The 26412-nt window shown below is 69.5% G+C and carries 25 protein-coding genes; 3 read left to right on the top strand and 22 right to left on the bottom strand.

All coding sequences use genetic code 11. The features are described 5' to 3' along the window. Positions 1 to 112: 112 nt before the first annotated feature. Positions 113 to 388 (top strand): 30S ribosomal protein S20, encoded by a 276-nt coding sequence (gene rpsT, locus FL344_RS15635; protein ID WP_011554729.1) that lies wholly within the window; start codon positions 113 to 115, stop codon positions 386 to 388. Positions 389 to 460: 72 nt separating this feature from the next. On the opposite strand, the gene lptE is transcribed toward rpsT, so the two are convergent. From lptE to leuS, 3 genes are all read right to left on the bottom strand, one after another. Next, positions 461 to 934: an LPS assembly lipoprotein LptE gene (lptE, locus tag FL344_RS15630; protein ID WP_228565079.1), complete on the bottom strand. Its 474-nt coding sequence runs from the start codon at positions 932 to 934 to the stop codon at positions 461 to 463. Between the two features lie 88 nt (positions 935 to 1022). Next, on the bottom strand, positions 1023 to 1538 hold the full coding sequence (locus tag FL344_RS15625; RefSeq protein WP_228565078.1) for a hypothetical protein: 516 nt from the start codon (positions 1536 to 1538) through the stop codon (positions 1023 to 1025). A 96-nt stretch (positions 1539 to 1634) separates the two neighbouring features. Beyond that, positions 1635 to 4136: a leucine--tRNA ligase gene (gene leuS / locus FL344_RS15620; protein ID WP_141619105.1), complete on the bottom strand. Its 2502-nt coding sequence runs from the start codon at positions 4134 to 4136 to the stop codon at positions 1635 to 1637. Between the two features lie 504 nt (positions 4137 to 4640). Here leuS and FL344_RS15615 point away from each other — a divergent pair. Then, positions 4641 to 7511 (top strand): SusC/RagA family TonB-linked outer membrane protein, encoded by a 2871-nt coding sequence (locus tag FL344_RS15615; protein WP_141619104.1) that lies wholly within the window; start codon positions 4641 to 4643, stop codon positions 7509 to 7511. A gap of 3 nt (positions 7512 to 7514) precedes the next feature. Beyond that, positions 7515 to 8858, top strand: a complete 1344-nt coding sequence (locus FL344_RS15610) for a RagB/SusD family nutrient uptake outer membrane protein (RefSeq protein ID WP_141619093.1) — start codon at positions 7515 to 7517, stop codon at positions 8856 to 8858. Positions 8859 to 8924: 66 nt separating this feature from the next. Here FL344_RS15610 and FL344_RS15605 read toward each other — a convergent pair whose 3' ends face one another. The 19 genes from FL344_RS15605 to glyA form a co-directional block, all read right to left on the bottom strand. Beyond that, complete coding sequence (locus tag FL344_RS15605; RefSeq protein WP_141619092.1) at positions 8925 to 9815, bottom strand: NAD(P)-dependent oxidoreductase; 891 nt, start codon at positions 9813 to 9815, stop codon at positions 8925 to 8927. A gap of 93 nt (positions 9816 to 9908) precedes the next feature. Beyond that, complete coding sequence (locus tag FL344_RS15600; RefSeq protein ID WP_141619091.1) at positions 9909 to 11639, bottom strand: putative ABC exporter domain-containing protein; 1731 nt, start codon at positions 11637 to 11639, stop codon at positions 9909 to 9911. Continuing rightward, a complete protein-coding gene (locus tag FL344_RS15595; protein WP_141619090.1) occupies positions 11636 to 12385 on the bottom strand; it encodes an ABC transporter ATP-binding protein in 750 nt (249 codons plus the stop codon). The genes FL344_RS15600 and FL344_RS15595 overlap by 4 nt, the downstream gene beginning before the upstream one ends. A gap of 16 nt (positions 12386 to 12401) precedes the next feature. Further along, the gene (locus FL344_RS15590; RefSeq protein ID WP_011554738.1) at positions 12402 to 12782 is read right to left on the bottom strand and encodes a response regulator; all 381 of its coding nucleotides are present in this window, start codon (positions 12780 to 12782) and stop codon (positions 12402 to 12404) included. A 41-nt stretch (positions 12783 to 12823) separates the two neighbouring features. After that, complete coding sequence (locus FL344_RS15585) at positions 12824 to 13861, bottom strand: chemotaxis response regulator protein-glutamate methylesterase (RefSeq protein WP_141619089.1); 1038 nt, start codon at positions 13859 to 13861, stop codon at positions 12824 to 12826. Further along, on the bottom strand, positions 13858 to 14730 hold the full coding sequence (locus tag FL344_RS15580) for a protein-glutamate O-methyltransferase CheR (protein ID WP_141619088.1): 873 nt from the start codon (positions 14728 to 14730) through the stop codon (positions 13858 to 13860). The genes FL344_RS15585 and FL344_RS15580 overlap by 4 nt, the downstream gene beginning before the upstream one ends. A 9-nt stretch (positions 14731 to 14739) precedes the next feature. Continuing rightward, complete coding sequence (locus FL344_RS15575) at positions 14740 to 16719, bottom strand: HEAT repeat domain-containing protein (protein WP_141619087.1); 1980 nt, start codon at positions 16717 to 16719, stop codon at positions 14740 to 14742. Then, positions 16716 to 17093 carry a hypothetical protein gene (locus FL344_RS15570; RefSeq protein ID WP_141619086.1) on the bottom strand — a complete coding sequence of 126 codons (378 nt, stop codon included), beginning with the start codon at positions 17091 to 17093 and terminating at the stop codon, positions 16716 to 16718. Before FL344_RS15570 ends, FL344_RS15575 begins: the two co-directional genes overlap by 4 nt. A 21-nt stretch (positions 17094 to 17114) precedes the next feature. After that, positions 17115 to 17639: a chemotaxis protein CheW gene (locus tag FL344_RS15565; protein ID WP_141619085.1), complete on the bottom strand. Its 525-nt coding sequence runs from the start codon at positions 17637 to 17639 to the stop codon at positions 17115 to 17117. Further along, positions 17636 to 18202, bottom strand: a complete 567-nt coding sequence (locus tag FL344_RS15560) for a chemotaxis protein CheW (protein ID WP_141619084.1) — start codon at positions 18200 to 18202, stop codon at positions 17636 to 17638. Before FL344_RS15560 ends, FL344_RS15565 begins: the two co-directional genes overlap by 4 nt. A 43-nt stretch (positions 18203 to 18245) precedes the next feature. Further along, positions 18246 to 20819, bottom strand: a complete 2574-nt coding sequence (locus FL344_RS15555) for a chemotaxis protein CheA (protein WP_141619083.1) — start codon at positions 20817 to 20819, stop codon at positions 18246 to 18248. Continuing rightward, positions 20816 to 21190, bottom strand: coding sequence for a response regulator (locus FL344_RS15550; protein WP_011554746.1), 375 nt, complete (start codon positions 21188 to 21190; stop codon positions 20816 to 20818). The genes FL344_RS15555 and FL344_RS15550 overlap by 4 nt, the downstream gene beginning before the upstream one ends. Positions 21191 to 21245: 55 nt before the next feature. Then, positions 21246 to 21737: a M17 family peptidase N-terminal domain-containing protein gene (locus tag FL344_RS15545; protein WP_141590862.1), complete on the bottom strand. Its 492-nt coding sequence runs from the start codon at positions 21735 to 21737 to the stop codon at positions 21246 to 21248. A 30-nt stretch (positions 21738 to 21767) separates the two neighbouring features. Further along, positions 21768 to 22190, bottom strand: coding sequence for a transcription antitermination factor NusB (gene nusB / locus FL344_RS15540; RefSeq protein ID WP_141590860.1), 423 nt, complete (start codon positions 22188 to 22190; stop codon positions 21768 to 21770). Positions 22191 to 22193: 3 nt separating this feature from the next. Then, positions 22194 to 22697: a 6,7-dimethyl-8-ribityllumazine synthase gene (gene ribH, locus FL344_RS15535; protein ID WP_020478482.1), complete on the bottom strand. Its 504-nt coding sequence runs from the start codon at positions 22695 to 22697 to the stop codon at positions 22194 to 22196. A 40-nt stretch (positions 22698 to 22737) separates the two neighbouring features. Next, the gene (locus FL344_RS15530) at positions 22738 to 23400 is read right to left on the bottom strand and encodes a riboflavin synthase (RefSeq protein WP_141619082.1); all 663 of its coding nucleotides are present in this window, start codon (positions 23398 to 23400) and stop codon (positions 22738 to 22740) included. Between the two features lie 51 nt (positions 23401 to 23451). Continuing rightward, the gene (ribD, locus tag FL344_RS15525; RefSeq protein WP_141619081.1) at positions 23452 to 24615 is read right to left on the bottom strand and encodes a bifunctional diaminohydroxyphosphoribosylaminopyrimidine deaminase/5-amino-6-(5-phosphoribosylamino)uracil reductase RibD; all 1164 of its coding nucleotides are present in this window, start codon (positions 24613 to 24615) and stop codon (positions 23452 to 23454) included. A 9-nt stretch (positions 24616 to 24624) separates the two neighbouring features. Next, positions 24625 to 25131: a transcriptional regulator NrdR gene (gene nrdR / locus FL344_RS15520; protein ID WP_011554752.1), complete on the bottom strand. Its 507-nt coding sequence runs from the start codon at positions 25129 to 25131 to the stop codon at positions 24625 to 24627. Between the two features lie 21 nt (positions 25132 to 25152). Next, positions 25153 to 26409 (bottom strand): serine hydroxymethyltransferase, encoded by a 1257-nt coding sequence (gene glyA, locus FL344_RS15515; RefSeq protein WP_141619080.1) that lies wholly within the window; start codon positions 26407 to 26409, stop codon positions 25153 to 25155. Positions 26410 to 26412: the final 3 nt, after the last annotated feature.

The raw sequence follows: 26412 nt of genomic DNA, 5'->3' as shown, positions 1-26412 counted from the left end.
CGTCCAGAGCCTGGAAATCCCGGCTGGAGGCCCACACCCGCCTTGACGCCTGCGAGGCGTCGCAGTAAGGACGGCCCCTCTTTTAGCCTGCCATTACCGCTGGAGATTTCTCTTGGCCAACACCAAGTCCGCAGAGAAGCGTCACCGTCAGTCCCTGAAGCGCCGCGCGCGCAACGTCACCGTGCGCGGTGAGGTGAAGACCGCCGTCAAGTCCGCCCGCGAGGCGCTCGGCAGCAAGGATGGGGCGAAGATGACGGACGCCATCAAGTCGGCCGCCAAGGCGCTGAGCAAGGCCGCCACCAAGGGCGTGCTGCACAAGCGCACCGCTTCCCGCCGCATCTCGCGTCTCGCGAAGGCCGCCACCAAGGCCGCCCGCGCGCAGGCCTAGTCGAAGCCTCGGGGCCACCTCGCGTGGCCCTGCTTCATTCGTGCAGGCTGCCGGGAGGAGGCTCTTGCCTCCTCACCAGGCGCCCGCGAGCCGGTCGTACCCATCCCGCATCAAGACCTCCGCGAGGCGCTCGAGCGCGACCTGCCGGTTCGCCTCCGCCTCCAGGATGTCTCCGCTTCCCAGCACATAGTCCTCCGAGCCGAAGACCTCCGTCTGCTTGAGGACCTGTCCGTCCTTCACCACGCGGAGCTGCGCCCGAGCGGAGACGCGGAAGAAGAAGCCCGGGCTGGTGCTCTTGCCGACGACGGTCGTGGGCGTGTTCGCCACCGACAGCACCGTGCCCTCCATGCGCCCGTCGCAGGACTCCGCGCTGCCCAGCCGGCCCACGCGGATCAGCTCCTGCCGTAGGAAGCGCGTGAAGACCGTTTCCAGCGTGGGCTCGGGCGTGGCGTTGACGAAGACAGGCGCGCAGAGGGACGTCACACCAGCCGGGAGACCATCTCCGCGAGGCGCCAGGCGGTAGCCACAGCCCGCGGCTACCCACATTCCCACCACCACGCCAATGCGAAGACGCCGGGGTCCGACAGCGCAGGGTCGCGACATGCGCGGCACCCTACCCGGCCCGATCGGCCCGTCAAGCCAGAGGGCCACCGTCTTGTGTCGGCGGAGGCAGCGGCGGTGACGACTCGCCGTCGACAGCCACGCCGCGCACCCGCAGGGCCTCCGCCAGCGACGTCCACGCCGCCAACAGCCGCGTGTCCCGGGGAGAGCCCCGCCGCGCCAACCCCAGGGGCCAGCGCACCTGCGCCCCCTGCCGAGGCACCAGGACGAGCCCGTGTGAACGGCACGTCAACGCCAGCAGGCCACCCAGCGCCGCCATGCCCAACCCCAGCACCTTCAGCGCGACGGGCTGCGCCCACAGGGCCAGCAAGGCGAAGACGGTCAACGCCAGCGCCTCCCGGAAGTAGCGCGACTCCAGCCGCGCCTCCCGCAGCGAGTCCAACTCCACGGGAGGCACCATGACCGACGGGTGCGGTTGATAGAAGAGCCGCGTCCCCTGACCGGAAAGCATGCGCCCTCCGCCCAGGTCCGCGACGAAGAACGGCTCCTCCGGTGCCGGTCCCCCGGGAAGGGGGGCTTCGGGAAGCACGGCCTCGCAGGCAATGCACCGCGGGCGGCCCGCGGGTTGGGGCCGCCCACATGCACCACACATGATGAGGACCTCGGCCGGCACCCGGGTCCCCGCTCAGGTCGCGACGAAGTTCACGAGGCGCTTGGGGACGAAGACGAACTTGCGCAGCGTCTTCCCCGCCAGGGCCGCCTGGACCTTTTCGTCCGTTTCCGCCGCGGCGCGAACATCCGCCTCCCCCGCGTCCGCCGCCACGCGAATCTCCGCGCGCAGCTTGCCGTTCACCTGCACGGCGTAGGGGATGACGTCGTCCACCACCAGCGCCGGATCGAACTCCGGCCAGGACTGAGCGACGGTGAAGTCCTTGCTGCCATAGGCCTCCGCGATTTCGTCCGCGATGTGCGGCGTGAACGGCGTGAGCACCACCGCCAGCAACCGCACGGCCTCCGCCATGGCGGCCTTCTCCGCGGCCGTCTCAGGTGTCCCCTGTGCGTAGAGCGCGTTGAGGCCTTCCATGATGCCGGCGATGGCCGTGTTGAAGGACAGGCGCTCGATGGCCTCCCCCACCCGCTTCAGCGTCTTGTGGGCGGCGCGGAGGATCTCCAGCGCCTTGCCCTCGTAGGGCCCGTCGTGGGTGGCACCCGCGGCCGCCGCCTGGTGCGTGGCGGCCAGCGCCCAGACGCGCTTGAGGAAGCGGTACACGCCCTCCACCTGCTCATCGGACCAGTCGAAGTCCCGCTCCGGCGGGCCCGCGAACAGCACGTAGGCCCGCGCCGTGTCCGCGCCGTACTTCTGGACGATGGAGGCCGGCGCCACCACGTTGCCCCAGCGCTTGGACATCTTCCGGCCATCCGGACCGTTGACGATGCCCTGGGTGATGAGGCGCTTGACGGGCTCATCCACGGGACTCAGCCCCAACAGCTTCATCACCCGCGTCCAGAAGCGGAAATAGAGCAGGTGCATCACCGCGTGCTCGGGACCACCCACGTAGATGTCCACGGGCAGGAAGCGCTGGGCCTCCTTCGGGTCGAACGGAGCCGCGTCGTAGTGCGGGGACAGGTAGCGCGCGAAGTACCAGCAGGAGTCAACGAAGGTGTCCATCGTCTCCGCTTCGCGCCGGGCAGGCCCGCCGCACTTCGGACACGGGGTGTTCACCCACGAGGCCACCTTCGCCAGCGGCGGCTCGCCCTTGCCGGTGAGCACCGCCTGGGTGTCGATCTCCGGCATGCGCACGGGCAGCTGCGCCACCGGCACCGGGATGCCGTTGCGGTCCGGGTCGCACTTCTCGCAGTAGACGATGGGGATGGGCGTGCCCCAGTAGCGCTGGCGGCTGAAGCCCCAGTCCTTCTGGCGGTACGTCACCGTCGCCTTGCCCTTGCCGTCCTTCTCCAGCGCCGCGGCCATGGCCTGACGCGCCTGCTCGGACGTCTGGCCCGTGTAGGCGCCCGAGTCCTCCAGCACGCCGTACTCCGTATAGGCCGCCTCCAGCTTGTCACCCGGCGGGAGCTTGTCACCGGACGCGGGCTGGATGACAACCTTCACAGGCAGGCTGTACTTGCGCGCGAAGGCGAAGTCGCGCTCGTCATGCGCGGGCACGCTCATCACCGCGCCGGTGCCGTAGTCGCTCAGCACGAAGTTGGCGATCCAGATGGGGACCGCCTGGCCGGTGAAAGGATTCTCCGCGTAGGCGCCCGTAAAGACGCCCTCCTTCTCCGCGCCCTCGCCCAGGCGCTCCGTCTTGGACTGGGCGGCCATGCGCTTGGCGAAGGCTTCCACCTCCGCGCGGCGCTCCGGCGTCGTCACCTGGGCCACCAGTTCGTGGTCCGGCGCCAGCACCACGTAGGTGCAGCCGAAGATGGTGTCGATGCGGGTGGTGAACACGCGCAGCGCGGCGTCGCGCCCCTGCACGCGGAAGTCGGCCTCGGCACCGTCCGAACGGCCAATCCAGTTCCGCTGTGCGGCGGTGATGCGGTGGGGCCACTCCTTGAGTGTGTCCAGCGCGTCCAGCAACTCCTGCGAGAACCGGGTGATGCGGAACGCCCACTCGGGCATCTCCTTGTCCACCACGGGGGAGTCGCAGCGCTCACAGACGCCGTCCTTCACCTGCTCGTTGGCGATGACGGTGTGGCAGCCGGTACACCAGTTCACCTTGCTGAAGCGGCGATAGACGAGCCCACGCTCCAGCATCTGGATGAAGAACCACTGATTCCAGCGGTAGTACTCGGGATCGCTGGTGTTGACCTCGCGCTCCCAGTCGTAGCAGTAGCCCAGGCTTTTGATTTCCTTCTTGAAGGACGCGATGTTCTCGGCCGTGCGCACCGCCGGGTGCACGCCGTCCTTGATGGCCGCGTTCTCGGCCGGCAGGCCGAGCGCATCCCAGCCCATGGGATGCAGCACGTCGAAGCCCTTCATCCGGAAGTAACGCGCGTACACGTCCCCGAGCAGGTAGTTGCGGACATGCCCCATGTGCATCTTCCCGCTGGGGTACGGCAGCATCTCGAGCACGTACTTCTTGGGTGCACCGGGGCGGCTGCCTGCCCGGAAGATGCCCGCTTCGTCCCAACGGGTCTGCCACTTACCTTCAATCGCCTGCGGCTCGTAACGCTCGTTCATCACCATACCCATCGAGTCTCTTAGAGGAGGGACGTGCCCCAGGCAACAGTCTCGCCCGGAGAAATCCGTCCCGAACGGACGGCTGCCCCAGGATCGGCTGACGGGCGGCCCCGGGGCCTGGCCGCAGCGCAGGCCCTAGACGCGCAGCAGCCTCGCTGAGAACAGACGCAAGTCCAGCGGGCTCCAGCGGCAGGCAAACATTCCCGCCAACCTGAATTCAAAGATTAACAATAAAAGTGAGGATATGCCGTTGACGGCCAATCGTTGAGCCAGTGACGATTCGCCTCACCGGCATCCTGCCTTGGGGGGAGCCGTCCATCCGCAGCGAGTGAGGACCGAATGACGCTGAGAAGGGCGTTGATTCCGGGGTGCGTGTTTGCACTCTTCTCGTTGGAAACGCTGGCGCAGGACGAAAATATCGCGCCACCGGCAGCCGAAACACAGACACCGGCGGCACCCACGCCAGGGGTTGCACCGCAGCCAGCGCCCACGGCCCCCGCGCCCGCGCCGGTGAGCGGGCGCACGGTGAAGGGCCGGGTCGCGGACCGGCTCACCAACGAGGGACTGCCCCTGGTGCGTGTCATCATCAAGGGCACCACCCAGGGCGTGGAGACGGAGCTGGACGGCACCTTCACCCTGCCCAACGTGCCGACCCGAGCGGTGACGCTGCTCTTCTCCAGTCAGGACTACGGCGAGCGGGAGGTGCTGATTGGCGCCAACCAGCGCACCGTCGAGGTCGCTCTGGAGAACATCTTCGCGGAGGAGATGGTGGTGGTGGGGCGCGCCAGTGAGGTGGCGCGTAAGAACCTGGCCAACTCGGTGGCCTCGGTGAACTCCGAGGAGATCAACCGCGCCCCTGCCCAGACGGTGGACCAGGCGCTCCAGGGCAAGGTCGCCGGCGCCAACATCCAGAGCAACGGCGGCGCGCCCGGTGGCGGTCTCCAGCTCCGGCTGCGCGGCGTGTCCACCATCAACGGCTCCTCCGCCCCGCTCTATGTCATCGACGGCGTGCTCGTCAGCGACGTGGCCATCGCCTCCGGTGTGTTCGCCATCACCGAGTCCGTGGCCGGCTCCAACGCGAACCCCACCCAGGACAACCAGGTCAACCGCATCGCGGACATCAACCCCAACGACATCGAGAGCATCGAGGTCCTCAAGGGCGCATCCGCCGCCGCCATCTACGGCTCCAAGGCCGCCAACGGCGTCGTCATCATCAACACCAAGCGGGGCCGCTCCAGCGAGCCGCAGTTCGAGGTGACCCAGCGCCTGGGCATGTACACGCTGGCCAACAAGCTTGGCACCCGCCGCTTCAACAGCGTGGAGGAGGTGCGCGACACCTTCGGCGAGGCCGCGGTCCAGTACTACGAGCAGGGGCGAAGGTTCGACCACGAGGCCACCCTGGCCGGCCGCCGCGACCTGTCCTCGGAGACGCTGGCCAGCGTCAGCGGCGTGACGGGCAACACGAAGTACTTCGCCTCGGCGATGATCAAGAACGACGAAGGCATCATCGCGAACACCGGCTACGAGAAGCAGTCGTTCCGGCTGAACCTGGGCCAGAAGCTGGGTGACGCGGTGGAGGTCAACGTCGCCACCAACCTGGTCCACTCCCTGGGGCAGCGCGGTCTGACGAACAACGACAACGCAAGCATCAGCAACTACATGGTGCTGCCGCGCGCGCCGGAGTTCCTCCCGCTAGAGCCCAACTCGGACGGCGTGTACCCGCAAAACCCCTTCCTCTCCAACCGCGCCAACCCATTGCAGACGGCCGCGCTGGTGAAGAACGACGAAAACGTGTGGCGCTTCATCGGGTCCGGAGACCTGACGTGGCACCTGTGGAAGACGGAGGCCCACCACCTGCGCGTGCTGGCCAACGCGGGCGTGGACCGGTTCCAGCAGGAGAACTCGCTCTTCTTCCCGCCCGAGCTCAACTTCGAGCCCATCGATGACGGCCTGCCGGGCTCGTCGCTCTTCGGCACCAGCCAGGTGCGCAACCTGAACTCCGGCCTGAACCTGGTGCACACTTACAAGCCCACGTCGGGCGGCATCGTGGCGACCACTTCCGGCGGTCTCCAGTTCGAAGAGCGCAACATCGATTCCGTCTACATCGTCAGCAGGAACCTGAACGCCGGCCAGCAGAACGTGGACAGCGGCACCGTGGTCAACCTGCGGCAGAACCGCTCGCTGGTGAGAGACCGGGGCTACTACGTCCAGGAGGAGGTCCTCCTGCTGGACGAGCGCCTGACGCTGGTGGGCGCGCTGCGCGGCGAGCAGAGCAGCGCCAACGGCAACCCCAACGCGCTGTTCCTGTACCCGAAGCTGGCCTCCGCCTACCGGATTCCCTCGTTCCACCCGAAGGTGAACGAGTTCAAGGTCCGCGCGGCCTACGGAGAGACGGGCAACCTTCCGTTGTACGGCATGAAGTTCAACGGCCTGCGCGCCACCGGCAACATCGCCGGCAGCCCCGGCCTTGTGGGCACCGGCATCGCGGGTGACAGGAACATCAAGCCGGAGCGGCAGCGCGAGATTGAAGCCGGCGTGGACGCCCTCCTGTTCGGCGGCGACGTGGTCGCCGAGGTGTCCCTCTACCAGCGAAACATCAGCGACCTGCTGCTGCAGCGCGCACTGGCCCCGTCCAGTGGCTTCGCCACGCAAATCTTCAATGGCGGCTCGCTGCGCAACCGTGGCGTCGAGGCCATGGTCCAGGTAACGCCCGTGCGCGGCGGCTTCGAGTGGACCAGCGGCGCGACATTCGCCCTCAACCGCAGCCGGGTGACGGCCCTGCCCGTTCCCGCGTTCCTCGCCGGCGGGTTCGGCACCGGACTGGGCGCCTTCCTCATCGAGGAAGGCTCGACGGCGACGCAGATTGTCGGCAACGACGGCGTCGACGAGAACGGCCGCCCGATTGTCCGGAAGATTGGTGACACCGAGCCCACCTTCCGCATGTCCTTCACCAACAACCTCAAGTACCGGGACTTCAGCCTGTCCTTCTTGTTCGACTGGCAGCAGGGCAGCGACGTCATCAACCTGACGCGGTACATCTACGACAGTGCAGGGACGTCACCGGACTTCACGACGGGCGGGCGCGAGCGGCTCGCACGGCGCCGCACGCAAGCGAGCGCGTACCTCGAGGACGCCAGCTTCCTCAAGCTGCGTGAGGTGACCTTCATGTACCAACTGCCCAAGGACTGGGTGTCCATGGTCCCCGCGGTGAAGTCCGCCCGGCTCAGCCTGAGCGGGCGCAACCTCATCACCTTGACTGGCTACTCCGGGTTGGATCCCGAGGTGAGCAACTTTGGCAACCAGGCCGTCGCCCGCAATGTGGACGTGGCCCCCTTCCCTCCCAGCCGCAGCTTCTGGACCTCCATCGACGTCGGGTTCTGAGCCATGACCATCCAATTGACCAAGAAGACATTCGTGGGGCTCTTCACCGTCCTGGGCCTGAGCGGCTGCGGGAGCATGGACGTTCCGGACCTGAACAACCCCAGTCTCGATGACTTCCGCGAGCGGCCCTCGCGCCCCGCGGTGCTCACCGCTGCCACGGGCCTGCTCGTCGGCCACCGTGCGGGCGTCGCGGCCCCCAACGGCTACGTGGCCCAGTTGGGCATCATCGGGCGCGAGGTGTACGTCATCGACCCTGCGGACCCGCGCTCCATCGATGAACTGTTGGGCCCCACCATGGACCCCGGCACCCCGGCGTTCGGCGGCAATCACTGGACCAACCCCTACCTGAACATCCGCAACGCCAACGCGCTGCTGGAGTCCCTGGGCAAGGTCCCCAACACGCCAGACGCCGAGAAGGAAGGCATCCGCGGCTTCGCGAAGACAATGCAGGCCCTGGACTTCCTCGTGGTCATCAACACGCGGGACACCCACGGGGCGCCCATCGACGTCAACCTGCCCATCGGCCAACTGGCCCCCATCGTCGGCAAGGAGGCGGTGTTCGAGCGCATCGCCGCGCTGCTCGACGAGGGCCACGCCCACCTGGAGAACGGGGGTGAGACCTTCCCCTTCCAGCTCAGCCCGGGCTTCGCCGGATTCAACACGCCCACGACGTTCCGGCAGTTCAACCGCGCGCTCGCCGCGCGGGTGGCTGTTTACCGGGGGCGCTACCCCGAGGCGCTCACCGCCCTGAGCCAGTCCTTCCTCAACCCGAGCGCATCGTTGGACCTGGGCGTCTACCACTCCTTCGGGACGAACTCCGGCGACACCGACAACGGCCTCATCAGCGTCAACGTCTACGCGCACCCGTCGACCGTCACCGACGCGGAGTTCCAGGAGAATGGCACCGTGGATGACCGCGTCGTCCGGAAGCTCACGCGCCTGCCCGAGGCCACGACCGCGGCGGACGGGAAGGTGTCGACGGAGTGGCGCTTCCGCATCTACCCCACGAACAGCTCGCCCGTGCCCATCATCCGCAACGAGGAACTCATCCTCCTGCGCGCCGAAGCCAACATCGGTGAGCGGAACCTCGGACCGGCGGTGGACGACCTCAACTTCATCCGCACTACCTCCGGCCGGCTATCCCCGCGCCTGGACATCGATGAGAACAATGCCCTGGACGAACTGCTGAAGCAGAAGCGGTACTCGCTCCTGTTCGAAGGCGGCCACCGGTGGATTGACCTGCGGCGCTACAACCGGCTCGACACGCTTCCCCGCGTGCTGGACCCGAACTTCGCGCCCCACGAGCGCTTCCCCATCCCCGCGTCGGAGATGAACGCGCGGCAGTAAGGGCTTCTCGCAATCTCTGAAGCTCCAGGTGCACGGCAGTCAGGCGTGCACCTGGAGCGCGGGCGCTCAACCGCCCTGCTTCAGCCCGGCCCGTTCGGCGACGAGCGCCCCCAGCGCGGACCAGTCCAAATCGCCGTGGCCCTGCGCGACGCCTCCCAGGAACTGGTCCTTCACGAGGCTGGCCAGGGGCATGGGCACCTCGGCGGTGCGCGCGGCGCCCAGGACGAGCTCCACGTCCTTGAGGCCCAGCCGCATCTTGAAGCCCGCCGGGCTGTACTTCTCCTCGGCGATGAGCTGCGCGTACCCCTCGAAGATGGGTGAGCGTGCGAAGACGGACTGGAAGACCTCCAGGAACACCTTCGGCTCGATGCCGGACTTGCGCGTCAGGGCGAAGGACTCGGCGAGCGCCTCCATCATCGACGCGATGAGGAAGTTGCCCGACAACTTCACGACGTTGGCCGCCGGGGCACTTTCACCCAGCACGGTGAGGCCGCGCCCCAACGCCTCCAGCAGCGGGCGGCAGCGGTCCACGTCCTGCTTCGGACCGGCGGCCACCACCCACAGTTGCTTCGACGCCGCGGCGGTAGGGCGGCCGAACACCGGCGCGGAGAGATACCGCTGGCCGGCGCTCGCATGCGCCTCCGCCAACCGTTCGGAGAGTGCCACGGAGAGCGTGCTCGACGAGACGTGCACCGCGCCCGGCGCCAGTCCCGCCAGGAGGCCGTCCTGGCCGAACACCGCGGATGTCACGGCCGCATCGTCCGCCAGCATGCTGAAGACGACCTCCGCGCCGCGAGCCGCCTCCGCGGGGCTGCGGGCGACGCGCGCCCCCTTCTCCTTCAACGGCGCGGCCTTGGACTCGGTGCGGTTCCACACCGTCAGCTCGTGCCCCGCGGCCGCCAGGCTCGCCGCCATGGGCAGCCCCATGTTGCCCAGGCCAATGAATCCCACCTTCATGCGCGTCTCCTCTCTGGAAACAGCCCGGATAATCCGCGCCCGGGAGCCCCACCACCGCAAAGCACGCGCACGTCCAGGAGCGAACGGGACGACCTATTCTGGCCGGTCCTCGGAGACATCCAGGCGCTCGAAGGCGTGGCCCAGCGCCATGACGCCCAGCCACACCTCTCCCACCAACACCCCCGCCGCGACGAAGCCCGCCACGGGCAGGGACCAGGGGCCCAACAGCGTCGACACAGGGAGGCCCACCACGAGCGCCGCCAGCCCCGCGGGAATCAACCCCACCAGCATCACCACCAGCGTGCCCACGACGGCCAGCAGGCGCTGCCCCATCGCCTCGATGCCGCGTGCCCGTTCGCCTGTGTCCGCCGGTACCCACGAGGGAAAGAGGACCACCGCCGCGTTCTGCACGAAGAGACCCGACAGCGACACGGCCGGAAGCAGGAACGCCAGCGCCAGCCCTCCTGGCCACCACCAGCCTCCCAGGCGCGACGCCTCCACACCGGGCCCCAGGACGAGCGCCACCGCCAACAGCGCGAGCTGGAAGGAGGCCAGGGCCAGCGAGGATGCCGCCAACTGCGCGCGCACCACCTGCCTTCCTGTCAGTGGCATGGCGCGCAGCAGGTCCAGCTTGGGCAGGTCCATCCGCAGGTCCATGCGGAACGCGCTCGGCCCCACCACCGTCAGCATCACCGACAACGCCAGCGCCACCGGCCCGAGCACCCGCCGCGTGTCCGTGAACAGACGCGTGTCACCCATCATCGCCGCGATGACGCCGCCCAGGATGATGAAGGCGAGGAACACCGCGAACCCGCCCCCCATCCGCTTGCGCGCAATCAGGTTCTTCCAGATGAGCGCCACCTCCGGCCGGCCTCGAGGCAGCAGCCGGAATGGCGGGCGGCTCAACGTGAGCGAGCCCACCCGCGTCATCCGCCCCGAGGCCCGCAGCATGCGCTCCCGTGAGCGGGACTCCGCGCGCACCACCGCCGTCTCCTCGAACGGAACTTCGGCCCAGAGCACCCAGCCGTAGTGCGCCGCCATCAGCGCCAACGCCAGTGGCAGGGCCCACAGGAAGTCGTCCACGCTCTGCGCCAGCGCTGGCGCCACCAGCAGCCGGCCCGGCCACAACACGGCCGCCACGCCGGGTGACGCCGTCAGCGCCTGCAACCACCCGCGAAGCGCGCGGCCTGACGACAGATCCTCGGGCACCGGGTGCTCTCGCAGCGAGGTGAACACCGCCAGCGCCACGAGCGCCAGGACACCACCCACCGCGCCCCAGCGGACCACCTGGCCCCAGAGGCCCCATGCCGACAGCCGCGTGCGCACGAAGGACGCCGCCGTCGAGTGCAGATAGAGCGTGCCCAGGGCCAGACACGCCCCCACGAAGAAGAGGACGGGATGCGGGCTGATGGTCCTCCCGAGGAACAGCGTGGCGAACAGCGCGCCCAGCGACGTGCCCAGGAGCCCGCGCACCAGCTTGTATTGCAGCAGGGCCCGGCGAGCGACGGGTGCGGGGAAGAGCTGCACCACCTCCGTCTCCGAGAACGTCAGCGACGGCCGGTCCCGGCCCAGCGCCCACGCGGCGAACAATGTCCCCAGCGCGGAGCCGACCAGCGACAACTCGGCGAACAACCGCACACCTTCGGGCACCGTGCCCACCGGCCCACGGAAGTCCAGACGCCGGAAGAAGACGGAATAGAGATACGCCGCGCCTACCAGCACGCCCAGGAGGTAGCGCGGCTTGCGCAGCCGCTCCAACTGCCGCCGGATGCGATTGCGCCAGGTCGCGGCCCAGAGGAAGGCCACCGCGCGAGGGAAGCTCACGGCGCCTGCGTTCCCGCGCTGGTGATTCGGACGAAGAGCTCTTCCAGCGAGGCGTGCTCCCCTTCCGCGCCACTCAGTCGCGCGCGGATGTCTTCCAGGCTGCCCAGCGCCATGGCCTTGCCGCCCGCGATGACGAGCAGCCGGTGGCACAGCTCCTCCACCAGCGGCAGCAGATGCGAGGACAACACCAGGGCCGCGCCCTCCTCCGCCCGGCGCCGCAGCGATGCCTTCATCCGCCGGATGCCGATGGGGTCCAGGCCGGTGAGTGGCTCGTCCAGGAGGATGAGCTTTGGCGAATGCAGGAAGCCACAGGCGATGGACAGCTTCTGCTTCATGCCTCGCGACAGCTCGCCCGGCAGGGACTTCTCCTTGCCCATCAGCTCCATCTCCTCCAGCAGCGCGCGGCCCCGCTCCTCCCAGTCCTCCACGCCGTAGAGCCGCGCCGTGAAGTTCAGGTGCTCCCATACCGTGAGGTATTCGAAGAAGCGCGGCTCGTCCGGCAGGAAGGCCAGCGCGCGCTTCGCGTCCACCGGCGTCCGCGACAAGTCATATCCCGCGACCAGGATGCGGCCCGAGCTGGGCGGCAGGATGCCCGCCAGGCACCGCAACGTGGACGTCTTCCCCGCGCCGTTGGGCCCCACCAACCCGAGCACCTCGCCGGGCGCCACCTCGAAGGTGAGCCCCTGCACGGCCTTCACCTCGCCGTACGCCTTCTCCAGGCCCTCCACCCGCAGGACGGAATCCATTCGTGCGCGCTCACCTTCAGTCCAGCTTCAGCAGGTCCCGAACGGTATCCAGCACGACCTTCGCCTGCACGGGTTTCACCAGGTACGCGCTCGCGCCCAGCTTCATCGCGCGCTCCCGGTCCGCCGCCGCACCCTCCGTGGTGACGACGATGATGGGGACGTTCCGGTACTCGGTCGCCTGCCGGATGTGGCTGATGAGCTTCAGCCCGTCCATCAGGGGCATGTTGATGTCCGTGAGCACCAGGTCGAAGCGGCCCTGCGTCAGCTTCTTCAAGCCCTCGGCGCCGTCCTGGGCCTCGGTACACACCACGCCGGACAGGCGCTGCAACGCGTACATGATGCTGCGCCGCATGGCCTGCGAGTCATCCACCACCAAGGCTCGAATCTGCTGCGTCATGGGCCGGGGACGTTAGCACCCGTGCGCCAGGGGCCGGAGTTTCAGCGCCGCCGCCGCGCCAGGGCCGCGAGCGCCGGGCCGATGTCACCCAGTGGAATCACCCGCTTCACCGCCCCGGTGGCGATGGCCTCCCCCGGCATGCCGAACACCACCGAGGTCTCCTCCGACTGCGCCCAGACCTCGCCGCCAGCGCGGTGCACCGCGCGCGCGCCCTCCGCGCCGTCGGCGCCCATGCCTGTGAGCACCACCCCCAGGGCCTTGGCGCCGAGCACCTGCGCCATGCTGACGAAGAGGCGGTCCACGCTGGGCGCGTACTTGTCCACGGGCGTGGACGGCGGCGTTTGCAGCTCCAGCCGGGAGCCTCGCTCGGCCACCACCATGTGCCGCCCACCCGGAGCGATGTACACGTGCCCGGGCTGGACCAGGTCTCCGTCACGGGCCTCCGTCACCGAGAAGGGGCCGATGCGGTCCAACCGGTCCGCGAAGGCGCGGGTGAACTGCGGCGGCATGTGCTGGCAGACCAACACGCACGGCGTGGGCTCCACGGCCAGTCCCTCCAGCACCCGCTGCACCGCGGGGGGCCCCCCCGTGGAGGCGCCCACGGCCACCACCAGCGGCGGCTCGCCCGCCACCGCCATGGCGCGAGCCCCTGGCGCCGCGTGCCGGTAACCGGGGCGCACGTGCCGCGCCGCCCGGACCTTCTCCAGCAGCTCCACCCGAAGCGCCTCCATGGCCTCGAACGTCGGGTGCTGCGGCTTGGCGATGAAGTCGAACGCCCCCAACTCCAGCGCCTTGAAGACATCCGAGCGGTGCGAATAGCTGGAGATGACGATGACGGGCGTGGGCGCCGTGCGCATCAGCAGGCGGAGGAACGTGTACCCCCCGAGCTTCGGCATCTCCAGGTCCAGCGTCACCACGTCGGGCTTCAGGTCCACGACCTTCTTCAGCCCCTCTTCGCCATCCGCCGCGCGGTCCACCACTCGCACGTCCGGCTCCGACTCCAACATCGTGGAGAGGGTCCGCCGGTTGTGGGCCGAGTCGTCGATGACCAGTACGGAGATGACGCCCTTGCTGCTCATCGACGCGCTCCTTCGTCCAGCTCCGGCCTCCGGTACACCAGGTCCCCGCGCAGGTGAACGAACTCGAAGTCCGAGCCCAGGTTCAGCAGGTTCTCTGAGTGTCCCAGCAGCAGGTACCCCCCTGGCACCAGCCGGTCCCGAACGATGCGCAGGAACTTCCGGCGTGCCGCCAGGTCGAAGTAGATGAGCACGTTGCGGCAGAACACCACGTCCATGCGTGGCACCAGTTGGCTACCCACCTCGTCCAACAGGTTGTGGTGGCCAAACGACACCCAGGCGCGCACTTCGTCCCGGACGCGCACGCGGCTGTTGCCCAGCGAAACGAAGTGGCGCTCCAGCAATTCCGGCGAGGTGGCGCGCAGCGCGGAAGGCCCGTACTCCGCGCGCCGCGCCATGGCCAAGACGCGCCGGGAGATGTCCGTGCCCAGGACTTCCACGTCCCAGTCGTCGAAGCGGCGGCTGTCCTTGAGGAGCATCGCCAGCGTGTAGGCCTCCTCCCCGGACGAGCACCCCGCGGACCACACCCGCAGGCGCCGCAGCCGCGCGTTGCGCCGCGCCACCACCGGGAGCAGTTCGTCCGTGAAGGCCTTGAGCTGCATGGGCTCGCGGAAGAAGTACGTCTCGTGCGTGGTGAGGGATTCGACGGCCGCCTCCAGCTCGGCGTGCCGGTTGGCGTCGTAGCGCAGGTAGCGGTGGTACGCGCCGTAGTCCGGCAGCCCCAGCAACTCCAGCCGGGGCCACAGCCGGCGCTCCATCACGAACTTCATGTCCTCGTGCACCAGGATGCCGCAGTGCGAATACACGTGGTCCCGGAGGAGACGGAACTCCTCCGCTGACATCTCCGGACGTCCGTCGTCGAAGCGTGCCATGGAGCCCTCTCAGCGCCGGAGCAGGCGCTCCACGGCATCGGAGAGGGCTCGCAGCGCCAGGGCGTCCGACTCCGCCTCCAGCGCCTCCCGGGCGGCGGACAGACACTCCGGCCCCGCCGAATCTCCCAGCACTCGCGCCGCAGCCGCGCGGACATCCCAGCGCGCGTGACGCAGCAGGGACAGCGCCATCGTCACCCCGGCTGACGACTCCGCCCCCGCCGCCAGCGCGGCCTTCACCACCTCCACGTCCGGATGCCCCGCGGCCTCCCGCAACACCCCGGGGCCCGCCGCTCCCATGCGCGCCAGGGCCCGCACCGCGGCCACCGCCAGCGCGCCATCCGCATCCCGCGTCAGGGCCACCAGGTCCGGCACCCGGTCCAACGCGCCGCAGTCCCCCGCCGCCTCCACCGCGGCCACTCGCACGGAGGGGTCCTCATCCCTCAGGACCGGAGACAGCAGCGCGCCCGCGTCAGGTCCGCCCAGTCGCGCCAGGGCCCGCGTGCCCGCGATGCGCACCGGCACGGACTCATCCGCGAGCGCCGCGCGCACCAACTCCCGACCGACGTCGCCATCCAGCTCACACGCCGCCACCACCGCCGCCGCGCGCCACCGAGGGTCCTCGTCCCGCGCCAGCCGCTTCAACGTGGGCAGGGCCGGCACGCCACCCACGCGGGCCAGGGCGGCGACCGCCGCGGGCGTGGCCCTGCGCGCCACCGCGTCCTCCAACGCCTCCAGCACCGCCGGCCGGCACGACTCCGCCAGCCCGGCCAGGGAGCGCGTCGCCGCGCCCGCGAGGGATGGCTCTTCCAGCAGGGCGACGAGCGGCGACACCGCCGAGGCCGCGCCTGTCCGCCCCAAGGCACGCACCACCACCGCGCGAAGCTCGTCCTCCACCCACTCCAGCAACGCGCACAGCGGTGCCACCGCCGAGGCGTCGACCAGGTCCACCAGCGCTTCGGCCGCGGCGGCCCGCGCCGGCAGGGACAGGTCCGGCAGTCGATGAAGCAAGGTGCGCCCGCCGTCCGGCCCCAACCTGCCCAGCGTGTGCAGCACCTCGCGCAGCAGCCGCGCCTCGCGCGCACACTCCGCCACGGGCACGGCCAGCGATGCATCGCCCAGCGAGGCCACCGCCACCAACGTGCCCGCGCACACCATGACGTCCTCGGACGCCAGCGCCTCGGTCAGTCGCGGCGTCATGCCGGGCAGGGGCAAGAGCGCCTTCCGCACCACCGCCTCGAGCTCCCCGCGCCGCGCCCCCGCGGCACGCGCGGCCTGGGTCCCCAGCGCGGACAGCGCCGCCTCTCTCACCGAGCGCAACTCCGACGTGAGCCCCTGGCAGATGCGCACCGTCGCGTCCGCCTCCGGAAGGAGGCCCAGCATCCGGTAGGCGCTCCGCTGAAGCCGAGGGTCCTCCAGCAAGGCCTTCACCACCGGCAGGGGCGCCGCATGCTGAAGCAACGTCAACCCTTCCAGGGCGGACAGGCGGAGCAGCGGCTCCGGCTCGGCCAGCAGCGCCTCCAGCGCGGTGACGGCCTGCGCGCCGCCAATGCGTCCCAGCGCCTCCGCCGCGGACACACGCACGTTGAGGTCCGCGTCCGAGAGCGAACGCACCAGGGGACCCTCCGCGTCGCGCCGCCCCAACTGCCCAAGGATGTCCGCGGCGAACTTGCGTTGGTCCGGGTCCGGATGGGTCAGCAGGTCCACCAACGGGCCCAACGCGACACTGCCCATCCCCGCGAGCGCCTCCGCCGCCGCGTTCCGAGCCCCCGTCTCCCCTCGCTCCCCCAGCACGGAGATGAGCCGGGCCGCGAGCTCGCTCGAGGCGGGCATCCGCTTGAGGGCCTCCGCCGCGACGTGGCGCACGCGCCAGCTCTCGTCATGCAAGCCGACAATGAGAATCTCCAGAACGCCCGCGGTGCACGGGTCCAGCGACTGGAGTGCGAGGTAGCGCGCCTCTTCCTCGACCGGGGGCTCGGAGTGGGGGCTCATGTGTCGAAGACCTGGTCAGAGCCTGGCTGGAGGTAGAACCAGAGGGCGTAGGCCCCCAGGACCGTGCCCAGGGGAACATTGGGAATGGCGAGGATGCCCAGCACCAGCGTCAGCGTCCTCGACCACGCTTTGCGGTACAGCAACCCGAAGCCGGTGATGACACCCGGCAACCCCAGCAGCGCCAGGCACCCGCCCACGCCCATGCCCACGGCAACAATCAGCGCCCGTTCCTCGGGCTTCGCGCTTGGCAACATCCCGCCCATCGCCCCGAAGAACAGCATCACTCCCACGGCGATGAGCACCGACAGCCCGTTGATGACGATGAAGAGGATGCCGAGGATTCGACGGTGCTGCTCCAGTCCTTGATGGTCCATCTCAATCCCCCATGTGTGCGCCTACGTCGTGTTCCTTGAAGACTCGCGCTCCAACTCCACGCGCAGCAATGCCTTGAGGTCCAGCAGCAGCCGGAGCCGGTCCGGTGGTCCACAGACACCGACGACAAAGGGCGTGTGTCCCGCCACCCTCAGCGCGGGCGCGGGCTTGATGTCGCCACGCCGCACGCGCAGTACCTCCGCCACCCGGTCCACCTTCACCGCCACGCGCCGCGTGCCCAGCTTGCAGACCAGCAGCCGCGTCTTCGGCGTCTCCAGCCCCGGCGCGCCCAGGAGCCGGCACCGCAGGTCCACCGCCGGCAGGATGAGGCCGCGCAGATGGAGCACACCCTCCACGAACGCCGGGGCGTGGGGGATGGGGGTGATGCGCTGGAGCGGGAGGATTTCCTCCACCCGCATGATGTCCAGCACGTACTCCTCCGCGCCGATGAAGAAGGCACAGAGTTGCACCACCGTGTCCGCGGCCGAGGACACTTCATCCGGGACCACGTGGGGACGCCGCGACAGCAGGTTGACGGAGTCCTTCATGGAGCGAGCGCCTGTTCCGCGTCCAAGAGGATGTAGAGCATGGGGCCACGCCGGCCCATGCCCACCACGCAATCCCTGTCACCCACGCGCATCCCCGGTGGCGGTGCCTCCAGCATGGACGGCTTGAGCTTCACCACGCCCACCACGCCATCCACCCACACCCCCGCGGGCCCCGTCTCGGTGCGCAGCACGAGGATGCGAGCACTCCGGGGCGGCGCCGGCGCGTCGGGCCCGGCGACCAGGGGCGCCCGCTCCGCCAGCCGCAGCCGCACCTTGACGTCGTACACGGGCAGCAGCTCACCGCGCAGGTTCATCACCCCCAGGAGCTGAGGCTCGGCGCGGGGAATCTCCGTCAGCGGCGGGACCTTGGAGATTTCACGCACCCCCCGGATGGGGACCGCGTAGCACTCCCCTTCCAGGCGGAAGGCCAGGTACTCCTCGGGCACCTCTTCAGGGGTCGCGGGCAATACGCCGTCGCTGCCCGCCGCGAAGTCCTGGAGCCCGGAGACGTCCTCGTCAGGACGGTAGAAGAAGTCGTCGAGCAGTTCCGAGAACCGGGACACAGCGACGCAGGATAGCAGCCGGCGCGCCCGTCCGCAGCGAGGGTCAGGCGCGACGCCGCTCCACGGCCATGCCCTCTTCCAGGAGCGCCGCCACGTCCAGCACCAGGACGGTGCGCCGGTTGCCCAGTTCGGTGGCGCCGGAGATGCCCCGGACGGACTGGAGCCGGCCCCCCAGGGGCTTGGTGACGATGTCCTGCTGACCGTGCAATTCGTCCACCGCGATGCCCAGGCGCTCCTGGGCCAGGCCCACCACCACCACGAAGTGGCGACTCACCGGGCGCTCCGGCAGGGCGAACATGCGAGACAGCCGCACGAAGGGCAACGTCTGTCCGCGCAGGTCCAGGACCTCGCGCCGCTCCACGGTGCGGATTTCCTTGGGCTGGACGGAGATGATTTCCAGCACGCTGTTGAGCGGCACCGCGTAGGTGCGGCCACTGACGCCCACCAGCAGCGCGCGAATGATGGCCAGCGTGACGGGGAGCGTGAGGTGGAAGGCGGTGCCCTTTCCGCGCTCGCTCCACACGTCGATGATGCCCGACAGATTGCCCAGGTTGTTCTTCACCACGTCCAGGCCGACGCCCCGGCCGGAGAGCTCGGACACGCTGCGGGCGGTGGAGAAGCCGGGCTGGAAGATGAGGTTGAGCAGCTCCCTCCGGCTCATCTCCTGGGCTTGCGCGAAGGTGATGAGGCCGCGCGTGATGGCCACCTCGCGCACGCGCAACTCGTCGATACCGGAGCCGTCGTCACTCACCTCGATGACGACGTGGTTGCCCTTCTGCTCGGCGCGCAGGCCCACCACCGCGCGCCGGGGTTTGCCTGCGGCCAGACGGGCGTCGGGGGATTCGACACCGTGGTCGATGGCGTTGCGGATGAGGTGCATCAGCGGGTCGCTGAGCTCCTCGACGATGAGCTTGTCCAGCTCCACCTCGCCGCCGCTGATGGCGAGCTCGATTTCCTTGCCCGCCTCGCGGGTGATGCGGCGCACCAGCCGGGCCAGCTTGTCGAACACCTGGCCAACGGGGACCATCCGCGCTTCCAGGAGGCCTTCCTGGAGGGCTTCCAGCTTGCGCTCCAGGCCCCGCGTTTCGCGCGCCAGCTCCTGGCCGAACAGCTTGGAGAGCGCCACCGCACCGTCCTGCCTCGCGGACTCCGCGAGCCGCTGGAGGTTGGCCTTGATGAGCAGCAGCTCGCCCACCATGTTGATGAGGCCATCCAGACGACCGATGTCCACCCGCACGGTCTGCGTCAGGGAGCGCAGCGACGTGTCCGCCGTCAGCGCCGCTGGGGTGCTCACGGGGGCACCGGCCGGTGCCGCTGGGGCCACCGAGAGCCCCTTGGGTGATGCCTTGGCGGCGCCCTGGAGGTAGGCGACGACGGGCACGCTGGAGGGTCCAGGCGCGGGAGGCGGTAAAGGCGAGCCGCCAGAGTTGGCAGGTACGTCGGCGTCCGACGTGGGCCATTCCAGGGGCCCAGGCTCCGTGTCTTCCGGTACGTGCGAAAGGAGCGGCTGCTGCGCCTCGGGAGGCATCGCGGCGGGCGTCGCGCGTACAGCCTTCTTCTTGCCGCCGCCCTTGGGCGACGTCGAATGCCCCGCCGCGGGCGAAGCCTTGGTGTCCGCGGACGTGCCTCGGGAGCCGCGCGAGGGCGTTGATCCCTTCCGCGACGCCTCCGGGGCCGCATCCGCCACGCGGACGGGCACATCAGGTGCCGCGAGGGCCCCTGCCGCTGCGTCCTGAGCAGTGCCAGTGTCCCCATCGTGCGTCGCCGTGTCTCCAGGCCGCGTCTCCGACTTCGCGCCCACGGACGCGCGAATCGTCGCGGCGGGTTGCGCGGCCTGAAGCAGCGCGCTCGTCGCGGCCGCCGCGGCCGGGCGCACCGTCAGCGCGGACAGCTCCGCGGGCGTCCCTTTCAGTCCCGTCTCCAGGGACACACGGTCGACCTGCGCACCGAAAATCAGGTCGAACGCGATGCCATGCGCGCCACCCGGCTGCGCGGACGGCAACGTGCTGATGACCTCGCCCAGCGGCTTGAGCCTCGCGTTGAGCTCCGCCAGTCCCTTGTCGAAGTCGGACAAATCAAAGGCGGCCCGCACGCGCCACAACGACACACCCCGCCGCACGTTCTCCCGCAGCCGGTGTTCCTCGTACTCCGTGAAGACGGAGCGGACCTGCGCCTCCAGCTCCAACCGGTCCAGCGGGTCGTCCGCAGCAACCTCCGCCGGAGCGCCCATCGACGCCATCCGCGCGGCCATCGCCTCCACGCGGGCGGACAGGCTTTCGCTCTCCGCGCCGCGAGCGGCCTCGCCCAGCAGCGCCTGGAACGCATCCAGCGCTTCAATCAGCGCATCCAGGACCGCGCCGTCCAGCAGCAGCTTCCCCAGCCGAAGCCTGTCGAGCAGATCCTCCGTCCCATGCGCCAGCCGGGAGATGCGCTCCTGGCCGAACAGCCCGGACAACCCCTTGAGCGAATGCGCCGCGCGGAAGATGCCGTTGACCAGGTCCGGGTCCGCCTCGGAGCCCCGGCGCTCGTCGAGCGCGAGCAGGTCCCTGGCCAGGGCGTCGAGAATCTCCGTTGCCTCGGCCACGAACTCGGCCAGCGCCTTGCTTCCCGGACTCACGGCAGCTTCAGGTAGCGCCGCAGGAGCGCTTCGAGGCTCCCGGGGAGGAAGGGCTTGACCAGATACTCCGCGGCGCCCAGCGCGAGCCCGCGCTCGCGGTCTTGATCGCGCCCCTCCGTGGTGATGATGAAGAGCGGCACTTCGCGGTAGTTGGGGTTCTTCTTGACGAAGTTGATGAGCTCCAGCCCGTTGATGTCAGGCATGTTGATGTCGGTGATGATGAGCTCGAAGCGGTGACGCGGCAGCAGCTTCAGGGCCTCGAAGCCGCTCGAGGTCACCACCACCTCGACGCCCTCCACGGCCTCGACCATCGCGGCGATGTACTCGCGCGATGCTTTCGAGTCCTCGACAATCAACACCTTGACACGCATGTGCGCTCGCCCCGGGCGAGACATGCTAGCAGAAGGCCCGCCCGCCCGCCGAGCGTCAGCCCTTGCGTGCAGGCAGCGACTTGACGAGTCCCTTGTCCGCCAGGACGGCCACCCGTTCGCCCTTGAACGCAGGCAGGAAGCCCTTCTGGAAAGCCGCGACCCGCGCGGCGTCCTCCACCTGGCCACCGGCGGGCACTTCCAGCGCCACGGACTCCACCCGGGCCTTGGACAGCACCCGTCCCGCTTCAGCCATCGCGTCGTTCAACGTGCCCGCGTCCAGTCGCTGACGCGCGCCCAGCCCCACGACGAAGATACGGGGCACCGCCAGCTTCCCGTCCGAGGGCAGCAGCAGCCAGTCATCCTTCGCGCCCGTGAAGAAGCCGGCCTTGAGCACCCGCGAGAGCGAGCCACACAGCCGCCAGTCCACGAAGCCCGCGGAGGACGGCAGGGGCCGGTCATCCTCGGCGATGAAGAGGCAGAGCGCGTCCACCCCGCCGAGCGTGTCCAGGCCCTCCAATCCAATGTCGTGCGTCGTCGTCTGGCTCACGGCGCGTCCCTCGCGGCTGGCGTCAGCGGCTCACGGCTTGTTCAAGGCGACCGCGACGCGGTCCAGGAGCCCGTTGACGAACGCGCTCGATTCTTCATTGCCGAAGTTCTTCCCCAGCTCCACCGCCTCGTTGATGGACACCTTGCGGGGGATGTCCGGGCGGTACTTCAGCTCGAAGATGCCCAGTCGCAGCACGTTCCGGTCGATGCGCGACATGCGGTCCAGGCGCCAGTTGTGGCTGTGGCGCTCGATGAGCTGGTCGATTTCGTCCCGGTGGGACTGCACACCTTCCACCAGTTCCCGGGCGAACTTCACCGCGTCCGGGTCCCTCTTGCTGCTCTCCTCGGCGGCCGACCAGGCCGACTCCAGCGCCTCCGCCGTCGTCGCGGTGGCCATCTCCAACTGGTAGAGCGCCTGCAGCGCACGCTCACGTCCCGTTCTTCGCGCGCCCATGGCTTACGCCTTCCTTCCGTCCGTCGCCGACATCTTCGCGTACAGATTGACCATCTCGATGCAGGCCAGTGTGGCCTCCGCTCCCTTGTTCCCCGCCTTCACGCCCGCCCGGTCGATGGCCTGTTCCACCGTGTCCGTCGTCAGCACGCCAAACGTCACCGTCGTGGCGGGGGTGGCGGCCGCGGCCTCGAAGGCCACCGCGCCAATGCCCTTGGCGCACTCGCCGGCCACGTAGTCGAAGTGCGGCGTCCCGCCCCGGATGACGGCGCCCAGGGTGATGACGCCCACGTACTGCCGCGTCTCAGTCACGCGCCGGACCAGACCGGGCAGCTCATAGGTTCCGGGGCAGCGGTACACGTCGATGTCCGCGTCGGCCACGCCGTGGCGCACCAGCGTGTCCACGGCGCCCTTGGCCAGCTCCTCGGTGATGAAGCCGTTGAAGCGGGCCACGCAGATGGCGAAACGGCCCTTGGGGGGTAGAAAGTCACCGTCGAAGTAGCGAGGCATGCCGCGCTTCCTACACCACCCCGGGGCCCGGCGTCGCCTGCTACGGCGTGCCAAACCCCGCAGCCGCGATGGCCGCCGCCGTCAGCCCGCCACCTCCCCCGGGAGCCCCCTGGCCCCGCTGGAGCGCGAACAGCCGCGCCACGTACTTCCCTATCTGGTCCGCCTCCAGATTCACCTTCGACCCCACGCCCCGCGCCTTCAAGGTGGTGCGCTCCTGCGTCTCCGGGATGAGCTGCACCCGGAACCGGTCCGCCTCCACCGTGTTGACGGTGAGGCTGATGCCGTCGATGGCCACCGAGCCCTTCTCGATGAAGTACGGCGCCAGTTCCTCCGGCAGCCGGAACCCCATCACCCAGGAGCCTCCCTCCGGGTACGTCTCCAGCACCTCGCTGACGGCGTCCACGTGGCCAGAGACCAGGTGCCCACCCAGCCGGTCCCCCAGCGCCAGGGCCCGCTCCAGGTTCACCTGGTCTCCGGGCTTCACGGAGCCCAGCGTCGTCCGGCGCAGCGTCTCCGGCGCGGCCTGCACGCGGAAGCTGTCGCCGGTGCGCTCCACCACCGTGAGGCAGGCGCCGTTGACGGCAATCGACTCGCCCAGCTCGAAGGCCGCCGCGCCCAGCGAGGTGTGAATCCACAGGTCGGTCATCCCGCCGGGAATGACGCGCTCCACCCTGCCAAGGTCCTGAATGAGGCCGGTAAACATGGGGCCGCTTATAACGGACCGGCCCCGCCTGCGCCCACGGCCGCTCGTGTCCTACAGCAGCGCCTGGAGCAGGATGTCGTCACCGTGGCGTTCGAAGGCGAGGTCCTTCACCGCCAGGGCCTGGGCCATCTCCTTCACTCCCAGGTCGCCGGCCCACGACAGGCCCGGGCTGCCAATCAGCTTGGGCGCCAGGAACAGCGCCAGCGAATCCGCCAGGTGCCCACGCAGGAAGGAGCCGTACATCTCCGCGCCGCCCTCCACCATGACGTGGTTGTGGCCCCCCTTCGCCAGCCGCCGCAGCAGGGCCTTGAGGTCCACCTGTCCCGCCTTCTCGCGGAGCTGCCAGACGTCCACGCCCTGGGCCAGGAAGCGCCGCGCCTTGCGGCCCTCCGGGTCCTCCAGCGTGGCCACCACGGTGCGCGCGGGGCTGCGCTGCGTGAAGAGGGTGTAGCCCGGGGACAGGCGCAGGTGGCTGTCCACCACCACGCGCAGCGGGTCCTTCCCACCGCCTCCGGGCAGCCGCGTGGTCAGCTTCGGGTCGTCCTTCCGGACGGTGTTGGCGCCCACCAGGATGACGTCCACCGAGTCCCGCAGCCGGTGGACCCAGGCGCGCGCCGGCGCCCCCGTCACCCAGCGCGAGTCACCGGTCGCGGTGGCCAGCTTCCCGTCCAGCGTCACCGCCGCCTTGAGCGTCACCCAGGGCAGGCCCGTGCGGATCATCTTGAAGAAAGGCCGGTTGAGGCGGTCCGCATCCTCCGCGAGCACGCCCGTGAGGACCTTGAGGCCGGCGCGCCGCATCCGCGCCACGCCCTTGCCACTCACCTTCGGGTTGGGGTCCGCCGACGCGCAGATGACGCGCCGGACGCCCGCCTCGATGATGGCCATGCTGCACGGCGGGGTACGCCCGTAGTGGTCGCACGGCTCCAGCGTGGTGTAGAGGTCCGCGCCCTTGGCGCGCGCACCGGCCGCCTCCAGCGCGACGACTTCCGCGTGCGCGCTGCCCGCCTTCTTGTGGTAGCCGCGGGCGATGATGCGCCCGCCCTTCACCAGCACCGCGCCCACGACGGGGTTGGGGCTGGTGCGGCCCAGGCCCTTGGCGGCTTCCTCCAGCGCGATGCGCATGAAGAACTCAGCCACCGCCCGGTCGAAATCCGCCGCTCGCTTCGCCCGGGGCGCCCGTGTCGCTTCCAACCTTGCCCGTGTCAACAGCCGCATGTGCTTTCTCTAACCGCCCTTGTCCACCGGTGCCGAGGGAGGCGCCTGGCGCTGCTCGCGCGCCTCCGCCTCGCGCAGGGCCTTCAGCTCGTCCATGAACTCCGCGATGTCGCGGAAGCTGCGGTACACGGACGCGAAGCGGACATAGGCCACCTCGTCCAGCTGCCGCAGCCGGCGCATGATCTCCTCGCCGATGACGGACGAGGGCACTTCCTTCTCGCCCATGCCCTGCAGCTGCCGCTCGATGGCGACCACCGTCTCCTCGAGCTGATCCGCGGACACGGGCCGCTTCTCACACGCCTTCTTCAGCCCGTTGACGATCTTCTCCCGGTCGAACGCCTCGCGCCGCCCATCCTTCTTCACGATGAGCGGGTAGAGCTCCTCCACCCGCTCATACGTGGTGAAGCGGCGCTTGCAGGTCAGGCACTCGCGGCGCCGCCGGATGACGGAGCCCTCGTGTGACTCACGGGAGTCGATGACCTTGTTCTCGGCGTCCTGACAGAAGGGGCAGCGCATGGAAGGGTACGGCCCGCCAATCTACTTCAACCGCGAGGCGTAGAGCGGGAACCCCTGCGAAAGCTCCTTCACCTGCCCCTTGATGCGGGCCAGCGCGGCGTCGTCCTGCGCGGCGTCCAGCGCCTCGCCGATGAGCCGCCCCACCACCGCCATCTCCGCCTCGCGCATGCCGCGCGTGGTGATGGCCGGCGTGCCCACCCGGATGCCGGACGTGGTCATCGGCTTCTCCGGGTCGAACGGAATCATGTTCTTGTTCACGGTGATGCCGGCCTTGTCCAGCACCTCTTCGGCCACCTTGCCCGTGAGCTTCTTGGGGCGCAGGTCCACCAGCATCAGGTGGTTGTCCGTGCCACCGGACGTCAGCCGCAGGCCCGCGCGCTGGAGCGCCTCCGCCAGCGCCTTCGCGTTGGCGACAATCTGCCGCTGGTACGCCTTGAACTCCGGCGACAGGGCCTCCTTGAAGGCCACCGCCTTGCCGGCGATGACGTGCATCAGCGGGCCGCCCTGGATGCCGGGGAAGATCTGGCTGTTGATGGCCTTGGCGTAGGGCTCGCGGCTCAGCACCAGGCCGCCCCGCGGACCGCGCAGCGTCTTGTGCGTGGTGCTGGTGACGATGTCCGCCACCGGCACCGGCGAGGGGTGCACGCCCGCGGCCACCAGGCCGGCGATGTGCGCCATGTCCACCAGCATCGCCGCGCCCACCGCGTCGGCGATCTCACGGAACTTCGCGAAGTCCAGCGTGCGCGGGTACGCACTGGCGCCCACGACGATGACCTTCGGCTTGTGCTCCTTGGCCAGCGACTCCACCTGTGCGAAGTCGATGGTCTCCGTGTCACGCGTCAGGCCGTAGTGGACGACCTTGTAGAGCTTGCCGGAGAAGTTGAACGTGGCGCCGTGGGTGAGGTGGCCGCCGGAGTTGAGGTCCAGCGACAGCATGGTGTCGCCCGGCTTCATCAGCGCCATGAAGGCGCCCATGTTGGCCTGGCTGCCGGAGTGCGCCTGCACGTTGACCGCGTCCGCGCCGAACAGGTCCTTGGCGCGGGCGATGGCCAGGTTCTCCGCGACGTCCACCACCTCGCAGCCGCCGTAGTAGCGCTTGCCGGGGTAGCCTTCCGCGTACTTGTTGGTGAGCACCGAGCCCACCGCCTCCATCACCGCCGGAGAGACGAAGTTCTCCGAGGCGATGAGCTCCAGCCCTTCCTCCTGGCGCTGGGTCTCCTCGCGGAGGACGCGGGCAATCTCCGGGTCCACTTCGGCCAGCGTACGGATGTTCTCCATGGC

Source organism: Myxococcus sp. AB036A (assembly GCF_006547355.1).
Lineage (GTDB): Bacteria > Myxococcota > Myxococcia > Myxococcales > Myxococcaceae > Myxococcus > Myxococcus virescens.
Note: the sequence above shows the minus strand (reverse complement) of the source record. Positions and strands in the feature narration are given on the sequence as shown.